Annotated in this window: 16 protein-coding genes; 7 read left to right on the forward strand and 9 right to left on the reverse strand. The window is 62.3% G+C overall.

Features of this window, described 5'->3' with window-relative positions; all coding sequences use genetic code 11:
* Positions 1–38 precede the first annotated feature (38 nt).
* From trxB to CH289_RS09065, 3 genes are all read left to right on the forward strand, one after another.
* Entirely contained in the window at positions 39–1,028 is a 990-nt protein-coding gene (trxB, locus tag CH289_RS09055) for a thioredoxin-disulfide reductase (protein WP_019665071.1), read from the forward strand.
* A gap of 47 nt (positions 1,029–1,075) precedes the next feature.
* Positions 1,076–1,408: a thioredoxin gene (trxA, locus tag CH289_RS09060; RefSeq protein ID WP_019665070.1), complete on the forward strand. Its 333-nt coding sequence runs from the start codon at positions 1,076–1,078 to the stop codon at positions 1,406–1,408.
* A 232-nt stretch (positions 1,409–1,640) separates the two neighbouring features.
* Positions 1,641–2,831, forward strand: a complete 1,191-nt coding sequence (locus CH289_RS09065) for an N-acetylmuramoyl-L-alanine amidase (protein WP_019665069.1) — start codon at positions 1,641–1,643, stop codon at positions 2,829–2,831.
* 56 nt (positions 2,832–2,887) lie between these two features.
* On the opposite strand, the gene CH289_RS09070 is transcribed toward CH289_RS09065, so the two are convergent.
* The 9 genes from CH289_RS09070 to rpmH all read right to left on the reverse strand — a co-directional run bounded on the left by CH289_RS09070 (position 2,888) and on the right by rpmH (position 11,440).
* Positions 2,888–3,574, reverse strand: a complete 687-nt coding sequence (locus CH289_RS09070; RefSeq protein WP_094727800.1) for a hypothetical protein — start codon at positions 3,572–3,574, stop codon at positions 2,888–2,890.
* A gap of 277 nt (positions 3,575–3,851) precedes the next feature.
* Positions 3,852–4,895 carry a ParB/RepB/Spo0J family partition protein gene (locus CH289_RS09075; RefSeq protein WP_019665067.1) on the reverse strand — a complete coding sequence of 348 codons (1,044 nt, stop codon included), beginning with the start codon at positions 4,893–4,895 and terminating at the stop codon, positions 3,852–3,854.
* 5 nt (positions 4,896–4,900) lie between these two features.
* Entirely contained in the window at positions 4,901–5,941 is a 1,041-nt protein-coding gene (locus tag CH289_RS09080; protein WP_027498896.1) for a ParA family protein, read from the reverse strand.
* Positions 5,942–6,011: 70 nt separating this feature from the next.
* Positions 6,012–6,689 carry a 16S rRNA (guanine(527)-N(7))-methyltransferase RsmG gene (gene rsmG / locus CH289_RS09085; protein ID WP_019665065.1) on the reverse strand — a complete coding sequence of 226 codons (678 nt, stop codon included), beginning with the start codon at positions 6,687–6,689 and terminating at the stop codon, positions 6,012–6,014.
* A 2,088-nt stretch (positions 6,690–8,777) separates the two neighbouring features.
* On the reverse strand, positions 8,778–9,416 hold the full coding sequence (locus tag CH289_RS09090; protein WP_033189448.1) for a Jag family protein: 639 nt from the start codon (positions 9,414–9,416) through the stop codon (positions 8,778–8,780).
* A gap of 24 nt (positions 9,417–9,440) precedes the next feature.
* Positions 9,441–10,529, reverse strand: a complete 1,089-nt coding sequence (gene yidC / locus CH289_RS09095; RefSeq protein WP_094727801.1) for a membrane protein insertase YidC — start codon at positions 10,527–10,529, stop codon at positions 9,441–9,443.
* 4 nt (positions 10,530–10,533) lie between these two features.
* On the reverse strand, positions 10,534–10,872 hold the full coding sequence (yidD, locus tag CH289_RS09100) for a membrane protein insertion efficiency factor YidD (RefSeq protein WP_019665060.1): 339 nt from the start codon (positions 10,870–10,872) through the stop codon (positions 10,534–10,536).
* Positions 10,873–11,265: a ribonuclease P protein component gene (gene rnpA / locus CH289_RS09105; protein WP_026347787.1), complete on the reverse strand. Its 393-nt coding sequence runs from the start codon at positions 11,263–11,265 to the stop codon at positions 10,873–10,875.
* 31 nt (positions 11,266–11,296) lie between these two features.
* Positions 11,297–11,440 (reverse strand): 50S ribosomal protein L34, encoded by a 144-nt coding sequence (rpmH, locus tag CH289_RS09110; protein ID WP_026347786.1) that lies wholly within the window; start codon positions 11,438–11,440, stop codon positions 11,297–11,299.
* Positions 11,441–12,117: 677 nt separating this feature from the next.
* Between rpmH and dnaA the strand changes: the two genes are divergently transcribed.
* The 4 genes from dnaA (at position 12,118) to recF (ending at position 17,689) form a co-directional block, all read left to right on the forward strand.
* Positions 12,118–13,650, forward strand: a complete 1,533-nt coding sequence (gene dnaA / locus CH289_RS09115; RefSeq protein ID WP_026347785.1) for a chromosomal replication initiator protein DnaA — start codon at positions 12,118–12,120, stop codon at positions 13,648–13,650.
* Positions 13,651–14,279: 629 nt separating this feature from the next.
* Positions 14,280–15,464: a DNA polymerase III subunit beta gene (dnaN, locus tag CH289_RS09120; protein ID WP_026347784.1), complete on the forward strand. Its 1,185-nt coding sequence runs from the start codon at positions 14,280–14,282 to the stop codon at positions 15,462–15,464.
* Entirely contained in the window at positions 15,464–16,459 is a 996-nt protein-coding gene (gene gnd, locus CH289_RS09125; RefSeq protein WP_371828588.1) for a phosphogluconate dehydrogenase (NAD(+)-dependent, decarboxylating), read from the forward strand. Before dnaN ends, gnd begins: the two co-directional genes overlap by 1 nt.
* A gap of 3 nt (positions 16,460–16,462) precedes the next feature.
* Positions 16,463–17,689, forward strand: coding sequence for a DNA replication/repair protein RecF (gene recF, locus CH289_RS09130; protein ID WP_026347783.1), 1,227 nt, complete (start codon positions 16,463–16,465; stop codon positions 17,687–17,689).
* The last annotated feature ends 3 nt before the right edge of the window (positions 17,690–17,692 follow it).

The following is a 17,692-nucleotide window of genomic DNA, read 5'->3' on the forward strand; positions in this document are numbered from 1 at the left end:
CACGCGATTGCTACCCGAACATCTATCGGAAGGTCCGCATGACTACGCCCAAGGTTCACGACCTCATCATCGTCGGCTCGGGACCGGCCGGCTACACCGCTGGTGTCTACGCAGCCCGGGCCGAGCTCGAGCCACTGCTGTTCGAGGGCACTCAGTTCGGTGGCGCATTGATGACCACCACCGAGGTGGAGAACTTTCCCGGTTTCCGGGAAGGAATCATGGGACCGGACCTCATGGAGCAGATGCGCGAGCAGGCCAAGCGCTTCGGAGCCGACATCCGCACCGAGGACGTCGAAGAACTCGACCTGACCGGCGACATCAAGACCGTGTCCGCGAACGGTGAGACCTACCAGGCACGTGCCGTCATCCTCGCGATGGGCGCAGCAGCCCGCTACCTGGGCATTCCCGGGGAAGAGAAATTGCTCGGCCGCGGCGTCAGCGCCTGCGCCACCTGCGACGGCTTCTTCTTCCGCGACCAGGACATCGCCGTCATCGGCGGCGGGGACTCCGCGATGGAGGAGGCGACATTCCTCACTCGGTTCGCGCGCAGTGTCACGATCGTCCATCGCCGCAGCGAATTCCGTGCGTCACGCATCATGCTCGAACGTGCGAAGAAGAACGACAAGATCCGCTTCCTCACCGACACCAAGGTCAACGAAGTCCTCGGTGACACGTCCGTCACCGGCCTGATCATCGAAGACGCCCGCACTGGCGAGACCAGCACCCTCGACGTCACAGGTTTGTTCGTCGCGATCGGCCACGATCCCCGCAGCGAACTCGTCAAAGGCCAGGTGGACCTGGACGACGAGGGCTACGTCAAGGTCGCCTCGCCGTCGTCGGCAACGTCGCTGCCCGGCGTTTTCGCCGCCGGAGATCTCGTCGACCACGTGTACCAGCAGGCCATCACCGCAGCCGGTACCGGATGCACCGCCTCGATCGATGCCGAGCGTTGGCTCGCGGAGCAGGGTGACATCACCAGCAATACGCTCGAACACGCTGACCAGCCGGTCGACGCTGTTTCCGCCTGATCGACCCTGCTTCATCTTTCGTCCCAACCCTCAGGAGCACACCGAATATGTCCGATGACAAGAAGACCGTGACCATCACCGATGCGTCGTTCGTCGACGACGTGCTGACCAGCGAAAAGCCGGTCCTCGTCGACTTCTGGGCGACATGGTGCGGACCGTGCAAGATGGTCGCCCCGGTCCTCGAGGAGATCGCCGCCGAGCACTCCGACAAGCTCACCATCGCGAAGCTGGACATCGACGCCAACCCCCAGGCCGCACGCGATTTCAAGGTCATGTCCATCCCGACGCTCATCCTCTTCCAGGGTGGCAAGCCCGTGAAGCAGATCGTCGGCGCCAAGGGCAAGGCAGCACTGCTCAAGGACCTCGACGCCGTTCTGTAGCAGGTACACGGTCGTACCTCATCCACGCCCGACTGCGCAAGGTCGCTCGTCCGGGTCCACTCGGGCGTGGATTGCGGTCCGTCGGCTACTTTCTGCGACAATCGTCTGATGTGCCGACGCAGTGTCGGCACATCGACTGTTGTTCGTCGGCGTCGTAGCCACCGGTGGTCACGGTTCCTCCGGAACGCGACGCGGCCGACGATCAGCGTTCTTCAGCAGGAGGTCTTGGGGTATGCACCGACTCGGTCACGGCGACAGCGGTCCCGCCGTCGCAGAGGTACGGAGCACGCTGGTTTCTCTCGGATTCCTGCTGGACACCGCGTCGCCCACCACCGATGACGCGCTGCACTGGAGTGCACCCACCTCGGACTTCGATTCGTCCCTCGATGGCGCCGTCCGTGCATTCCAGCAACACCGCGGTCTACTGGTCGACGGCATCGTCGGGCCCGCGACGTACCGGTCTCTCAAGGAAGCGTCCTACCGGCTCGGCGCTCGCACTTTGATCTACCAGTTGTCCGCGCCGCTGTACGGCGACGACGTCGCCACCCTCCAGACTCGTCTGCAAGATCTGGGCTTCTACAGCGAACGTGTCGACGGCTACTTCGGCCCCAAGACACACGAGGGTCTCTCATCGTTCCAGCGTGAAATCGGACTTTCTCCCGACGGCATCTGCGGGCCCGCCACACTGCGTTCCCTCGAGTTGCTGGGTGCTCGGGTCACGGGTGGATCCCCGCATGCCATCAGTGAAGAAGAATTGGTACGGCAGTCCGGGCCACAGCTGACCGGCAAGCGCATCGTCATCGACCCCGATCTCGGCGGAGCGGATACCGGTCTGATCGTCGACGGCTTGTACGGCCGAATCTCCGAAGCCGAAATTCTGTGGGACGTGGCAAGCCGACTCGAGGGCCGCATGGCGGCAACCGGTATGGAGACGTTCCTCTCGAGGGCGCGCGGCACCAATCCCAGTGTGGCCGAACGTGCCGAGACTTCCAACGCCTTCAACGCCGACCTGATGATCTCGCTCCGATGTGCGTCGAGTTCCAGCACCGCCGCCAATGGTGTCGCGAGCTTCCACTTCGGTAACTCGCACGGCTCCACCTCGCTCATCGGCCAGGTCCTCACCGGCTACATCCAGCGCGAAATCGTCGCCCGCACACCGCTTCTCGATTGCCGTAGCCACGGCCGAACGTGGGATCTGTTGCGGCTCACCAACATGCCCACCGTTCAGGTGGACCTCGGCTACCTCACCAACTCGGCAGACGTAGCCGTCCTCGGCGATCCTCGCTCACGCGACATCATCGCCGAAGCAATCCTGATCGCAGTCAAGCGTCTCTACCTTCTCGGTCAGGACGATCAGCCGACGGGCACCTTCACGTTCGCGGAACTCCTGGCCGAAGAACTGGCCGCAGCCGACAGGCGCTGACACACCCGCCGACAGGCGCTGAGAAACCCGCCGACAGGCGAATGTCGGCGGGTGTGTCAGCGGACTCCGACGGGCGTTTTGTGCTCGATTTCCATCATCGTCAGGCTCGCTGCGATGAGGAGCTGCTCGAGCGCCGATTCGACGTCTTCCTTCCAACCGTGGTCACGGTCGAGCTCGAGGCGAAGGCGAGGGTAACGGTGATGAGGCGCAACAACTTCGAACCCTGCTTTTTCGAGGAAGTCCGCGTCGATCATGCACGTGGCCTCCGTGCACACCAACGACGCCGATGCTCTCGGCCCCTGCACCTCGTCGTCGTCGGTGCGTCGTAGGCCGAATGCCTCGAGTGCCCGTACGCCGCGGTTGACCAGATCTGCGACGACAGCTTGAATCAGCGCTGCTGAGTTTCCTTCGCTGTCGACATCGGATTCGGTTCGGAGGGTCGTCAACAGTACGGCGTCGGCACTCACCGGCGACGTCGGGAATTGCGCGGCTCGGGGGACAGCACTCGGAGGGGCATACAGGGCACAGCCCGCTGTCGCACCGTCGAGTGTGAGCAGTTGTCCGCAGGATCCCCACTCGAGCATGATCATCGACAACCATGCTTCGTTCTCGAGCTCGAGATCTACGGCACCGCCATCTGCTTTGTCGGTAGCTGGATCGAGTACCCAGAAGCGGCATCGCCGTGTATGGGTCGGTAGTCGATCGAAGGAGTCCAACGTGACTCCCGTGACGAGCGGCGACACTGCTTACCTCAGCTTCCAAGCCCTAGAACTTTCGGCGTCCCGCACAGAACATCGGGCGCGCACGTCAAGAATATGTGATCGATCTGCCCGTCGCGCCTCATGTAGCGGGCGCTGAGCCGATTGAACTCGTCCGGTCACACCTCGAATCGACGTGTTCGCTGTAAAGTTCTGCACTGCAGTACTTTTCACGTTCTCGACATACATCTTCGTCCGATCTTCCAGCACTTACGTCACCGTGACGTAATGACCGTGTGTGTCTGTACCTGAATTTTCGCGGCTACTTCTTCTTCTGATTTTCCATCATCTCGACGATGCGCTGAAGATCATCGACCGAGCCGAACTCGACCACAATCTTGCCTTTTTTCTTGCCGAGGCTCACCGTGACTCGGGTGTCGAACGAATCGGACAGACGATCCGCGACATCCTGGAGCCCCGGCATCTGAATCGGCTTCCGCCGCGGAGCCGGATTGGGACCCGAACTGTCCTCCCGATTTGCGAGAGTGACCGCTTCCTCCGTTGCTCGGACGGACATGCCTTCCGCAACGATCCGTGCCGCGAGAGCCTCCTGAGCGTCGGACCCAGCGTCGAGCGACAGCAACGCACGCGCATGGCCGGCGGACAGAACACCCGCTGCGACGCGTCGTTGCACCGCGATCGGCAGCTTGAGAAGACGAATCATGTTGGTGACAACCGGCCGAGATCGGCCGATCTTGGCCGCCAGTTCCTCGTGAGTGACGTCGAATTCCTCGAGGAGTTGCTGATACGCCGCGGCCTCCTCGAGTGGATTGAGTTGAACTCGGTGAATGTTCTCGAGCAGGGCGTCGCGCAACATCGCGTCATCCGCGGTCTCTCGAACGATCGCCGGGATGGAATCCAGTCCCGCTTCCTGGCTCGCGCGCCACCGACGCTCGCCCATCACGAGCTCGTACTTGCCGCCTTCGAGCGTGCGTACGACGATCGGTTGCATCAACCCGAATTCACGGATCGAGTGAACCAGCTCGGCGAGCGCCTCGTCGTCGAAGACGCTGCGCGGCTGCTTCGGGTTCGGCTGAATCAGCCCCGGAGGAATCTCGCGGTACACCGCGCCCGCGGGGGAGAGGTCCTCGTCGGAACTCCGTACCGGCGGTGTCGGGGTGGGCGCCGACGCCACCTCTTCGGCCGATCCCGCAGCAGCCGGCTTCGGCTTGGCCCGTGTGGCCGAGTTGTCCTTACCGATGACGACGTCCGCGGCTGCGTTGCCGAGCCTTGGTCCTGCGTCGGGTCCGGTGGGAATCAGTGCGGCCAGTCCGCGGCCCAAACCGCCTTTACGTGTCTGACTCATGGTTGCTAGTGCTCCTGCGTTCCGTCGGTTGCTGCGCCGGCGGACCGCGCTGCCAGTTCTCTACCCGCGTCCAAATAGCTCATCGCGCCGCGGGAGCCGGGGTCGTAATCCAAGACGGTCATTCCATAGCCAGGCGCCTCGGAGACCTTCACACTGCGCGGAATCACCGCGCGGAGGACTGCATCTCCGAAGTGTTTCCGAACCTCTTCGGCGACCTGATCCGCGAGCTTCGTACGACCGTCGTACATCGTCAGGATCACGGTGGACACGTGCAGAGCGGGGTTGAGATGTGCCTGAACCAACTCGATGTTGCGGAGCAACTGACCCACACCCTCGAGGGCGTAATACTCGCACTGGATCGGGATCAGTACTTCCGTCGCCGCGACCAACGCGTTGACGGTCAGCAGTCCGAGCGAAGGCGGGCAGTCGATCAGGACGAAGTCCGCGTCGATGGAGTCGAGGTCCGCCAGTGCCGTCTTCAGGCGTCCCTCACGGGCCACCATGGAGACCAGTTCGATCTCCGCACCGGCGAGGTCGATCGTCGCCGGAATGCAGTACAGGCGCTCGCTGTGGGGGCTCTGTTGGATGGCTTCGCGGGCGCTGACCTCACCGATCAGAACCTCGTAGCTCGAGGGCACCCCGGAATGATGCTCGACGCCCAGAGCGGTGCTGGCGTTGCCCTGAGGGTCGAGATCGACAACCAGAACAGTCAGCCCTTGAATCGCGAGCGCAGCAGCCAGGTTGACGGCCGTCGTCGTCTTACCGACGCCACCCTTCTGGTTGGCGATCGTCAACATCCGTCGCTTGTCGGGCTTGGGGAGCGTGACGCTGCCCGGGTGCAGTACCTGACTCGCTCTGTGCGCCGCCGCACCGATAGGAGTGTCGTCGGGAGAGATACTGCTGTACGCGCCGAAACCAGATCCGTCCGTCGCTTTCGATCCTGCGCCATTCCGAGAACTTCGTGAACTGGGCGCAGATGATTCTGTTTCACGTGAAACGTTGCCTTCTGTTTCACGTGAAACAGTGGGATCGGATCCACCCGACATATGTGCTCCTTAATGCGGAACGGATTGAACTACGTGGATTGAGGGACCTGACTCGAAGCCAAGTGCAGTGTCATGAACGCGGAAAGCGACGGGGGACTCGTTCGGCACGAACCACGATCGTCGGCGTCGGAACAATGTCCACGCCACACTTGACGACCTCCAGCTTGCCAGCACCCATGCGACCAAGGGAAGAGCGATCGCGCTCGATTTCCTCTTCGGCGCTACTTCCCTTGAGGGCGAGCATCCGCCCGCGTTCATGGATCAGCGGGAGAGACCATTTGGCGAGCTTCTCGAGCGGGGCAACGGCGCGAGAGGTGACGACGTCGGCCCCACCTGCTTCCTTCTTCACGCCCGGCTGCTCGGCGCGGCCCCGGACCACCAACACATCCAGCCCGGCGCCCTCAATGAATTCAGCGAGATAGACGGTGCGTCGAAGAAGCGGCTCGACGAGTGTCACGTGGAGATCGGGACGCGCAATCGCGAGAGGGATACCGGGCAACCCCGCTCCGCTTCCAATGTCCACCACACGCTCGCCCTCGTCGATCAGTTCACCGACTACGGCGCAATTCAAGATGTGCCGCTCCCACAACCGAGGAACTTCGCGCGGACCGATCAGCCCTCGCTCGACACCGAGCGTCGCCAACGACTCGTGATACTGCTGTGCCAGATCGAGCCGCGGACCGAACACGCGCTCGGCGATGGCCAATACTTTGTCGTCATCAAGCGGCTCTGGTTGCACGTCCTCCATCCTCCCGTGTAGGGGGTCGCTTCACCAAACCCTCGAGGCGTATTGGCTCGGAAATCACCCAAATTCGTACGATCGGTGGAGTTTCACGTGAAACAGTTCCACCCGACCGGATGTGACCCCGTGGATGTCGGCCGCCGACAGGAGACGCCTGCAGCGGCATGGCTGCCTCGGAGCCGAACTCTGGAGATTCGACCACCGCCCCGCTGGACGGACACACAGTGCTTGACAGTTCGGCAATCATTCCTGGACGCCTTCGACCCAGCTTGGTTCGGACCCACTCGTCACCGTTCAGTGACCGGTTCGCTCGCAGTGGACGGACGCACTTCAACTTCATATCGCTCAGGCGCCCCGGCGGGCTCACTGCGACGGTTTCCGGAGGCTGTCGATGAGCTCAAGGAAGTTGGCAGCGGTCGTGTACGAACATTGACGGGGGAGTTCGCCTGTCTTGAAACTCGTTGCGCATCCGCGACGATCCGGCACCCGTGGGATCGTAGCCACGCCCGTTATGACGTTTCACGTGGAACAAGGCAACAGGGTCGGCTCCGGTGTGGTCATCTACAGATCGCGACCGACCAGACTCGATACCGCCGGTCTACAGTGAGCTACCGACTTGGGGTCCGTCACGACACGACTTACATGGCTGCCCACTGACCCGCCCATCGGGTCGCAAAGCCGCATCCTGGTTTCACGTGAAACAGGCGCAATCGGGCTTGGGCATTCCCAACTCGGTGTTTAGTCTCTACCCACTCGACCACGTCCATCGCGCACACCCCTTTGTGCGATAACCCTCGACTGCGAATCCGGCCTTCTTCGCGGAACCAACGCGTCACGGCCGGACCGACCGCTCCAGACTCGATCGTGCATCAGCACCGCACCGCCCCCCGAGAGTCCGCGGCCGGTTCCAGCCGGTGCCTGGTTCCGACCGGAACCGGCCTCTTGTCATCGGGCGGACCCTTACAAACAAATCCCGCCACGTAGACACCAAACTCTCTTCTTCGACATTCGTTCGATACATAAGGCCGCCGGATCACTTCACGACCGGGCGCACTCCTCGCAGACCCGCCGGCCCCGATGTCTCGCAATCGGACTCCCACCGTCGATTCTCCGATCATCGCGTATGGGGTTGTGTGGCCGACCGTTCGTTCCAACTCCGGGGAATCCGTGGTTCGCTGTCGAGTCTCCTTCTCGCATTCGGAACAATGCGCTACCGAGCCGATGCGACCATCCATGCAACATCAGCAGTCGGCTGTCAGACGTGACCCAGTACGGCTCCATCGGTCGGATCCTGCGAACCGGACCCTGAGTGGACAGAGACGATCGGGCGACGCTCGACTGATCCTCTCGAACAATGATGATTTCGAACCATAAATTATTCGTACCTCCACCAGTCACCCGTGTTTCACGTGAAACACGGTGACGACGTGACTCCGGCGGTCTCGGATCTCACAGCCAACACCGCCTACAGCCGGGGGAGTGGGAGACGATCCGACGACGGACCACGACCCACCGACACCTACGGCCGCGTACGTCTCCGACCCCAAACCCGAATCCCGTCGGCACGCCCATCGGGTTTCACGTGAAACAGGCCGTCCGAACGACGACCCGTTCCGACTCTCGATATCGACGCGGCGCCGAATGGTCACCGAAGAGTCGACGCCCTCGCTAGGCTCGCCGTGATCCGGCTCCGCTATACCCGGCACCAAACCGCCGCCAATCACCGAAGTCTGGATCCAACCTCGCTGAGATTCCGACGCGGTCAGTCCATCGATAACCGATCCGATGCGTCGAACCGACCGAGGCGGCTCCCAGTTTCACGTGAAACACACCAACTCCGCGCATCGGCGCCGACGCTATGTCGATGATCGAGCTGTCCGACACGGCGTGCGTAGGAAACTGTCACAGTGACGTTTCACGGCCACACTGGACTGCACCGGAAAACACTTGTAAATGCGAACCGGTCCACGAATAACATCGATGCAATTCGACCTAGTCCTGACACACGAAAGCCCCCGGCTGATTGCCGGGGGCTTTCGGTTCGAGCTGACATCTTCGTCGAGAGACTCGACTCGACGGGATCTACGTCGGTGACTACGCCTTCACGACGACCACTCGTCGGGACGGCTCGACGCCCGTACTCTCGCTGTCCACGCCGTCGATCTTCGCGACGGCGTCGTGCACGATCTTCCGCTCGAAGGGAGTCATCGGCGTGAGCTCCTCGCGTTCTCCACTTTCCAGAACACGACGTGCCGCTTCCACACCCAAGGTGCTCAGTTCACTGCGTCGGTTGGCGCGCCAACCGGCGACATCGAGCATCAGCTTGCTGCGCTCGCCCGTCGACTGCTGAACCGCAAGACGAGTCAGTTCCTGCAACGCGTCGAGGACCTCGCCCTTGCGTCCGACGAGCTTCGACAGATCGGAGCCACCGTCGATGCTCACAACCGCGCGATCGCCCTCGACGTCCAGATCGATGTCGCCGTCGAAGTCGAGAACGTCGAGCAACTGCTCGAGGTAGTCGCCGGCGATCTCGCCTTCTTCGACGAGGTAGTCTTCCGAATCCTCGTCGTCGATGTCCTCGTCGTCGACCTGTGCGGCATCGACATTCTCGGGTTCGGCAACTACAGGTTCTTTGTCCGACTGCTCGGTGTCGACCACCACGACCTCACTCGCTCCATCCCCAGCGCTCACCGCGTTGTCCGTGTTCGTTTCTTGATCGGTATCTGCAGACATCTCTTGATCCTCGGTATCCCCGCGTCAGCGACGCTTGCGCTTGGACTTGCTTCGGTTGGCCTGTGGTCGCGGCTTGGGCTTCGCGGCGCCGGAGGAACTGCCGGTCGAATCCGCGCCGCCGTCCTCGACCTGTCCGCTTGCCTGAACATCGTCGGGAGCCAATTTCGAAAGCTTCGGACGTGCACCGGGCTTGGGCTTGCTGACGGGCTTCACTCCGGGCTTCGGCGCGTTCTCCGATCGCTTCTCGAGGGCAACCTGCTTCTTCGCTGCTTCCTCTTTGTCGATCTTGCCGAACACGAGGTGCTGCTGACCGTAGGTCCACGCGTTGTTACTCACCCAGTAGAGCAGGATGGCGATGGGCAGGAACGCACCGAACGCCAGGACGCCGAGGGGGAAGACGTACAGCGCGAGCTTGTTCATGATCGCGGACTGCGGGTTGGCCGCTGCAGCCTCACTCTGACGCGCGACCGACGCACGCGAGTTCAGGTGTGTCGCGACAGCCGCAATGATCATCAGCGGCACCGACACTGCGACGATCGTCCACACAGCCGGGATCCCGAGACCGAGGTCTGGGTTGGCGTAGGCGTCGAGCTGATCCTGCGGCATCGTGATGAAGGCCGAGATCGGAGCGCCGAACAAGCGGGCGTCCAGGAACGAGTTGACGTCGTCGACGTTGAACGCGTAGTTCGGAAGCGATCGAGTCTCTTGTGCGCTCAGACCGAGCTGACCGAATCCGGTGCCGGTTCGGTTGAACGACCGAAGCACATGGAACAGGCCGATGAAGACGGGCGCCTGCGCAAGGACCGGGAGACAACCCATGATCGGGTTGAAGCCGTGCTCCTTCTGCAGCTTCTGCATTTCGACGGCCATGCGCTGCTTGTCTTTGCCGTACTTCTTCTGCAGGGCCTTGATCTGCGGCTGCAACTCCTGCATCTGCCGAGTCGTACGCACCTGCTTGACGAAGGGTTTGTACAGAATCAAGCGAAGCGTGAACACCAGGAACACCACGGACAGCGCCCAGGCGAAGCCGTTGTCGTCGCCGAGAACGGCGCCGAACACCTTGTGCCATACCCAGAGAATCCAGGAGACCGGATAGTAGATGAAATCGAGCACGGGCCTATGTACTCCTCTGTTCGTCCACTCCTACGAACGAGTGGATGTCTTCGGTCGAAGTCTGTGTTGCGTCGCTGCTGGTTCGGTGTCGCCACGAACCGCGCTCGGGCACCGGATCCCAACCTCCAGAGTGCCAGGGGGCGCATTTGAGCAAGCGTGCGCAAGCGAGGATCAAGCCTTTGATTGCACCGTGGGTCTTCAACGCGTCGACGGCGTACTCACTGCAGGTGGGGGTGAACCTGCAGGTCGGCAGCCGAAGCGGAGACACGTAATTGCGGTACAGCTCGATCGAGAAGACAAGTGTTCGCACCGGGAGCGAACGAACGAGAGGGAGGAAGCTCATTTACGATGCATCTTTCGACGCAGTGGGGCCGGATGCATCCAGGTAGCCCATCTTCTTCAGTCCGGACCGGACCTGACGATGCAGTTCTTTCGACGTCAGCACCGAAGCTCCTGGTAGAGCTCTGATCACCACGTCGGTGCTCGGCGGCACATCCACCACGAGCTGAGCGCAGATATGCCGAAGCCGGCGCGCAACTCGATGACGAGTTACCGCCGGCCCGACTGCCTTGCTCACGATCAGTCCGAATCTGGGGGAGCCGACAGAGAAGACCGAACGTGCGTCGTCTCGCGCGAACGCGTGAACAACCACGTCTTGTCTTCCCATTCGACGGCCTCGACGCACGGCACGCGAGAAATCCGCGCTGCGGTGCAGTCTGTTCGGCTCAGGTAACACCCCGAGCTCCGTAACTCAGACGAACAATGATTTAGGCGGTGAGTTCCTTGCGGCCCTTGCCGCGACGCGCAGAAACGATTGCACGACCTGCACGCGTACGCATACGAAGACGGAAGCCGTGAACGCGCGCGCGGCGTCGGTTGTTCGGCTGGAACGTCCGCTTGCCCTTGGCCACGGTCAACACTCCTCGAAAATTTTCGGCGCCCACTCCAGGCGCCTACTGGCGGTAGTACCGAGTTCGGTCGAACTCGAATTACATCCCACAGCGAGAAGGCCGACCACCGAACTGTAAACACCCAGCAAGCATCGGTCACCTCGCTTCGGGTGACTGTTCGAGAGTACTGATGGAGCGCGGACGGGTCAAACTCACCCAACCGGGTGGGGAGCCCGGAGGAACGACGCAAGCACCGGAGTGGAGCCTGCAGGAACGACCCGAGCAATTCGTCTCCCAGAAGACTACATCGGTGTAATTCATCCACAAGGGTGGGGACAGAGGTATGTGAATAACCGCTCGGACGCGTGCCGGCGACGCCGTCGACAGGATTCTTCCGTAGCTCGAGAATTTCGTCGAACGCAACATTGCAGCTCAGAGACCATGAGTGGCCGTTTTCCGACGGATTTCGACGTTCGGGGGTAACACCGGTGTCGTTCATCCACACCTGTGGATAATTGTGTGGAAACAGCCCGCAGGTGGCATATTCGTACCGGGCGCGCGCAATGTCCGTCTTCGAACTCGCCGGCATCCGTTCGCCGTCGGTGACGCTAGTCGACATCGAAGCGCCGCATGACCGCTTCGGCGATCTTCGTTTCGCTGAAATCTGCACAGTTCGGTTTGGTCTAGTAGGAGGCGCCGTGAGCGACGATCCGGGTGCGCTGGCGCGCGTCTGGCCAGAGGTTGTCACGGAGTTGACGTCCGACAGGCACAGTGGTCAACCGTTGACCAAGGGTCAGAAGGCATGGCTCGCTCTGGTCGAGCCGCTCACTCTGACCCAGGGGTTCGCGCTGCTCGCGGTGCCGTCGTCCTTCGCGCAGGAAGCGATCGAACGCGACCTACGTGAGCCGATTCTGCACGCACTCGGCCGTCATCTCGGCCAGGGAGTCGAAGGCCTCGGCGTCAGAATCTCCGCTCCCGAGGACGAGAAGCCCGAGCCCGAACGGACCGGCTATCCCGAGACTCCGAGCTCTCCGACGTATCGGCGCCGCTTCCTCACCAGCTCCGACGACGAGCCGTCGGACTCGGAGACCGCGGACTACGAGGAAGTCGACGACGAGCGAGAAGCGCTCGCGAGTGTGCAGAACTCGTGGCCGACCTACTTCACCAAGCCGCCGGAGACGACCACCACCACCCCGGGTGCGGGAAGTCTCAACGCGAAGTACACCTTCGACACCTTCGTCATCGGTGCTTCCAACCGGTTCGCTCACGCGGCCGCCGTCGCGATCGCCGAAGCTCCGGCCCGCGCCTACAACCCTTTGTTCGTGTGGGGCGCGTCGGGTCTGGGCAAGACTCACCTGTTGCATGCCGCCGGGCACTACGCGCAGCGACTCTTCCCCGGCATGCGCGTGAAGTACGTCTCCACCGAGGAATTCACGAACGACTTCATCAACTCGCTTCGTGACGACCGCAAAGTCGCCTTCAAGCGTCGCTACCGCGAAACCGACGTGCTGCTGGTCGACGACATCCAGTTCATCGAGGGCAAGGAAGGTATCCAGGAAGAGTTCTTCCACACCTTCAACACCCTCCACAATGCGAACAAGCAGATCGTCGTGTCCTCCGATCGGCCACCCAAACAGTTGGCCACCCTCGAGGAGCGCCTGCGTACGCGATTCGAATGGGGTCTGATCACCGACGTCCAGCCGCCCGAGCTCGAAACTCGGATCGCGATCCTCAGCAAAAAAGCGAGAATGGATCGCCTGGACGTTCCCCACGACGTCCTCGAGCTGATCGCCAGTCGAATCGAACGCAACATCCGTGAGCTCGAAGGTGCGCTGATTCGCGTCACAGCCTTCGCCTCGCTGAACGGACAAGCACTGGATCTGACGCTGGCCGAGGTCGTACTCCGGGATCTGATGCCGGATTCGACGAGCCTCGAGATCAACGCGGCAACGATCATGGCGGTCACGGCCGAGTACTTCAACACCACCATCGACGACCTGTGTGGCCCCGGCAAGGCCCGCGCCCTGGCCATGGCCAGGCAGATCGCCATGTATCTCTGCCGGGAGCTGACGGATCTGTCGCTGCCCAAGATCGGCCAGACCTTCGGCCGCGACCACACGACCGTCATGTACGCCGACAAGAAGATCCGCAAGGAAATGACCGAGCGTCGCAAGGTATACGACCAGGTCCAGGAGCTCACCGCTCGGATCAAGCAGCGCTCGAAGCGCTAGCGACACCGCTCGGACATCCCTCGAGGAACGATCACGGCGCGAGTCACCCGGAGGTACGGGGCTCGCGCCGTTTCACGTCGTGACTCGAGGGATGTGGTGTGTTCCAGGTCATGTTTCGACCTCCGGAAACAACCCTCGAGTCGGTACCGAGGAGTTTTTTTCGTACTTCACTCCATTGATTCACACCTGTGGATAACCATGTGGATAGTGGAGGACTTCTGGGGATGAACTGTGAGGGCCTGTGCACCGCCGAATTTCGTCCACAGGCGGTCCCGAGTTGGCCACCGATTGGTTCAGAGTTCATCCCCACGACACCACGCCTGACGACCAGCGCCGCATGGTGTGTGTGCACAGATTCCACAGGACCTATTAATAAGAAGATTTTCTCTTCGAAGGAATCTCTTCTAAAACAGGTGTTGGGGACCAATCCGTTCACAGGGTCGCTCGAGGGTCTCCGTCGGCGCTCGCCGTCGGGACGTTCCGCTTTCAAGTTGGTCACGAAGGGCATACGGTGTTCATCACCGCAGCCTGTGTCAGACTCTTTGACGCACCGGTAAACGAGCTCACCCGATGCTCGACGAAGACCCCTTCGAGACGATCCGCTGCCAAACGAGAGGAAAAACCGAGCGATGGAGCTTGGAAGTCTGAAGTTTCGCGTTGCTCGCGAAGATTTTTCCGATTCCGTTGCCTGGGTTGCTCGTAGCCTGCCGTCCAGGCCGCCGGTACCAGTGCTGGGTGGTGTACTGCTCGCCGCGGACGACCAAGGTCTGACCGTCTCCGGTTTCGACTACGAAGTCTCGGCTCAGGTCCGCGTCTCTGCGGAGGTGGCGACGTCCGGTCGCGTCCTGGTGTCCGGCAAGTTGCTCGCCGACATCACGAAGTCGCTTCCCAACAAGCCCGTCGACGTCAGCGTCGACGGCACCCGGGTGCTCATCAACTGCGGAAGCGCGAAATTCTCGCTTCCGACGATGCCCGTCGAGGACTACCCCCAGTTGCCCGAGCTGCCGACGCAGACCGGGTCGATCGCAGTGGATGTGTTCTCCGAGGCAATCGCGCAGGTTGCCGTCGCCGCAGGCAAGGACGACACGTTGCCGATGCTCACCGGTATCCGCGTCGAAATCCACGGCACGACGGTCGTCCTCGCGGCGACCGACCGCTTCCGGCTCGCAGTCCGCGAGCTCGAGTGGCTGCCCGTCGGCGGAGAGACCAAGACCGAGGTCCTGATCCCGGCCCGTACGTTGTCGGAATCGGCAAAGACGTTGACGGGCAACGCAAGTTCGCCGGTGGAGCTCGCTCTGGGGTCCGGATCGTCGATCGGCGCCGACGGCCTCCTCGGCATCATCAGCGGAGGTCGTCGGACGACGACGCGCCTCCTCGATGCCGACTTCCCGAAGTTCCGACAGCTGTTGCCACCCGAGCACACGGCGGTTGCCGTCGTGGAGATCGCACCTCTCGTCGAAGCGATCAAGCGTGTGGCGCTCGTCGCCGAGCGTGGTGCGCAGGTTCGCCTCGAGTTCTCCTCCGAAGGCGTCCTGCTGTCGGCCGGTGGTGACGATGCCGGTCGGGCCGAGGAGGCACTGCTCGCCGACTTCCAGGGTGAGCCGCTGACCATCGCGTTCAACCCCGGCTATCTGATCGACGGTTTGTCGTCGCTGCACAGCGAGAAGGTCACATTCGGATTCACGACTCCCAGTAGGCCTGCGGTTCTCCGGCCGACGACGGATGATGAACTGGTACCGGATTCCTCGGGTAAGTTCGCGGCACCGCAGAGCGCCTACACGTATCTGCTGATGCCGGTGCGCCTTCCCGGCTGATCGGGTACCACCCGCGAGGACGTCGGTGGACGCCCTCATCATCGGCAGCATCTTCGACGCAAAGGACACTTCGCATGCAGCTGGGACTGGTCGGCCTCGGAAAGATGGGCTTCAACATGCGCGAGCGGTTGCGCTCGCACGGCCACGAAGTCATCGGTTACGACCCGCGGCCCGAGGTCACGGATACCCCGTCGCTCGAGGGTCTGGCGCAGGCGCTCACCGCGCCGCGCATCGTCTGGGTGATGGTTCCGTCGGGCGAGATCACCCGAAACACCATCGTCGGGCTCGCGGATGCCCTCGAGGAGGGCGACCTCGTCATCGACGGTGGTAACTCGCGCTTCACCGACGATGGACCCAACGCGGAACTGCTGGCGAAGAAGGGCATCGGCTACATCGACGCAGGCGTGTCCGGCGGAGTCTGGGGCCTCGAGAACGGCTACGGCCTGATGGTCGGAGGATCGGAAGACGATGTCGCACGCGCTCAGCCGATCTTCGACGCGCTTCGTCCGGAAGGTGAGCGGGCCGACGGTTTCGTCCATGCGGGCCCTGTCGGTGCCGGCCACTACTCGAAGATGGTGCACAACGGCATCGAGTACGGGCTGATGCAGGCGTACGCCGAGGGGTACGAGCTGCTCGAGGCCGAGGAACTCGTGCAGGACACTCATGGTGTTCTTCGTGCGTGGAGCAAGGGCACCGTTGTCCGGTCGTGGCTGCTCGACCTGCTGGTTCAGGCGCTGGCCGAGGACCCCGAGTTCGCTGAAATCTCCGGTTACACAGAGGATTCCGGCGAAGGAAGGTGGACGGTCGAAGAAGCGATTCGGCACGCGGTTCCGGCACCGGTCATCTCTGCGGCCCTGTTCGCTCGATTCGCATCCCGCCAGGACGATTCACCGGCGATGAAAGCCGTGTCCGCGCTGCGCAATCAGTTCGGTGGTCACGCCGTCAAACGTGCGTCGACCGAAGAAACTCTTCGCGCACCCGATCCCAAGAAATAGATCTTGTTCGTTCGCTCTTTCACCGTGCGGGACTTCAGGTCCTGGGACGACGTCACCGTCGAACTCGAGCCGGGTTCGACGGTGTTCGTCGGTCCCAACGGTCACGGCAAGACGAACCTGCTCGAGTCGCTCGGCTATCTGTCGACGCTGTCGTCGCACCGGGTGTCCTCCGATGCTCCGATGATCCGCGCGGGTGCACAGCGTGCGTTCGCCAGTGCCTCGGTGGTCAACCTCGGTCGAGAACTGACCATCGACATCGAGTTGCTCGAGGGAAAAGCCAACAAGGCCAGGATGAATCGCTCCCCGGTGCGCCGACCGCGGGAGATACTGGGCGTTCTGCACAGCGTGCTCTTCGCTCCGGAGGACCTGTCCCTCGTGCGGGGAGATCCAGGGGATCGACGTCGCTATCTGGACGAGTTGCTGACCACCCGTAGGCCTCGAATGGCTGGTGTGCGAGCAGATTACGACAAGGTGCTTCGGCAACGGTCGGCGTTGCTGAAGACCGCGGGTGGGGCATTGCGTCGTGGCTCACGGTCGACCGACGGTGCCAGCGCGCTCGCCACGCTCGACGTGTGGGACGGTCATCTCGCGGCGCACGGTGCCCAGTTGCTGGCCGCGCGCATCGGCTTGGTTCACGAACTCGAACCGTTGGTGGCCGAGTCCTACGCATCCATTGCGCCTGAATCACGCCCTGCCGCAGTGACATACAGAAGCAGTCTGGGGGACGTACTGCCGCCGGAGTTCGCGGATGTAGCCCGTGTACCGGAGCCCGACGACGTCGATGTGCTCGAAGCTGCGTTTCTCCATCGGCTGAACGAGATGCGTCAACGCGAGATCGAGCGCGGAGTCTGTCTGGTGGGACCACACCGAGACGACCTCGAGTTGATGCTCGGTGATCAGCCCGCGAAAGGGTTTGCCAGCCATGGTGAATCGTGGTCGTACGCCTTGTCGTTGCGGCTGGCGTCCTTTCGGTTGTTACGGGCGGAGGGTACCGACCCGGTGTTGATGCTCGACGACGTCTTCGCCGAGCTCGACCGCAAGCGTCGCAGTGCCCTGGCCGCCGTCGCGGCCGAGGCGGAGCAAGTGTTGATCACCGCCGCCGTCGCGGAGGACATTCCGCCGGAGATCGATGCTCGTCGGTGGAAAGTCGAAGCAGTGCAACATAGTTCGGAACGAATCTCGACGATAACCCCGATCGACGCCACCGTCGACTCCACCGAAGGAGTATGAGAC

It is taken from the genome of Rhodococcus sp. RS1C4 (assembly GCF_002258225.1).
Taxonomy (GTDB): Bacteria; Actinomycetota; Actinomycetes; order Mycobacteriales; family Mycobacteriaceae; genus Rhodococcoides; species Rhodococcoides fascians_E.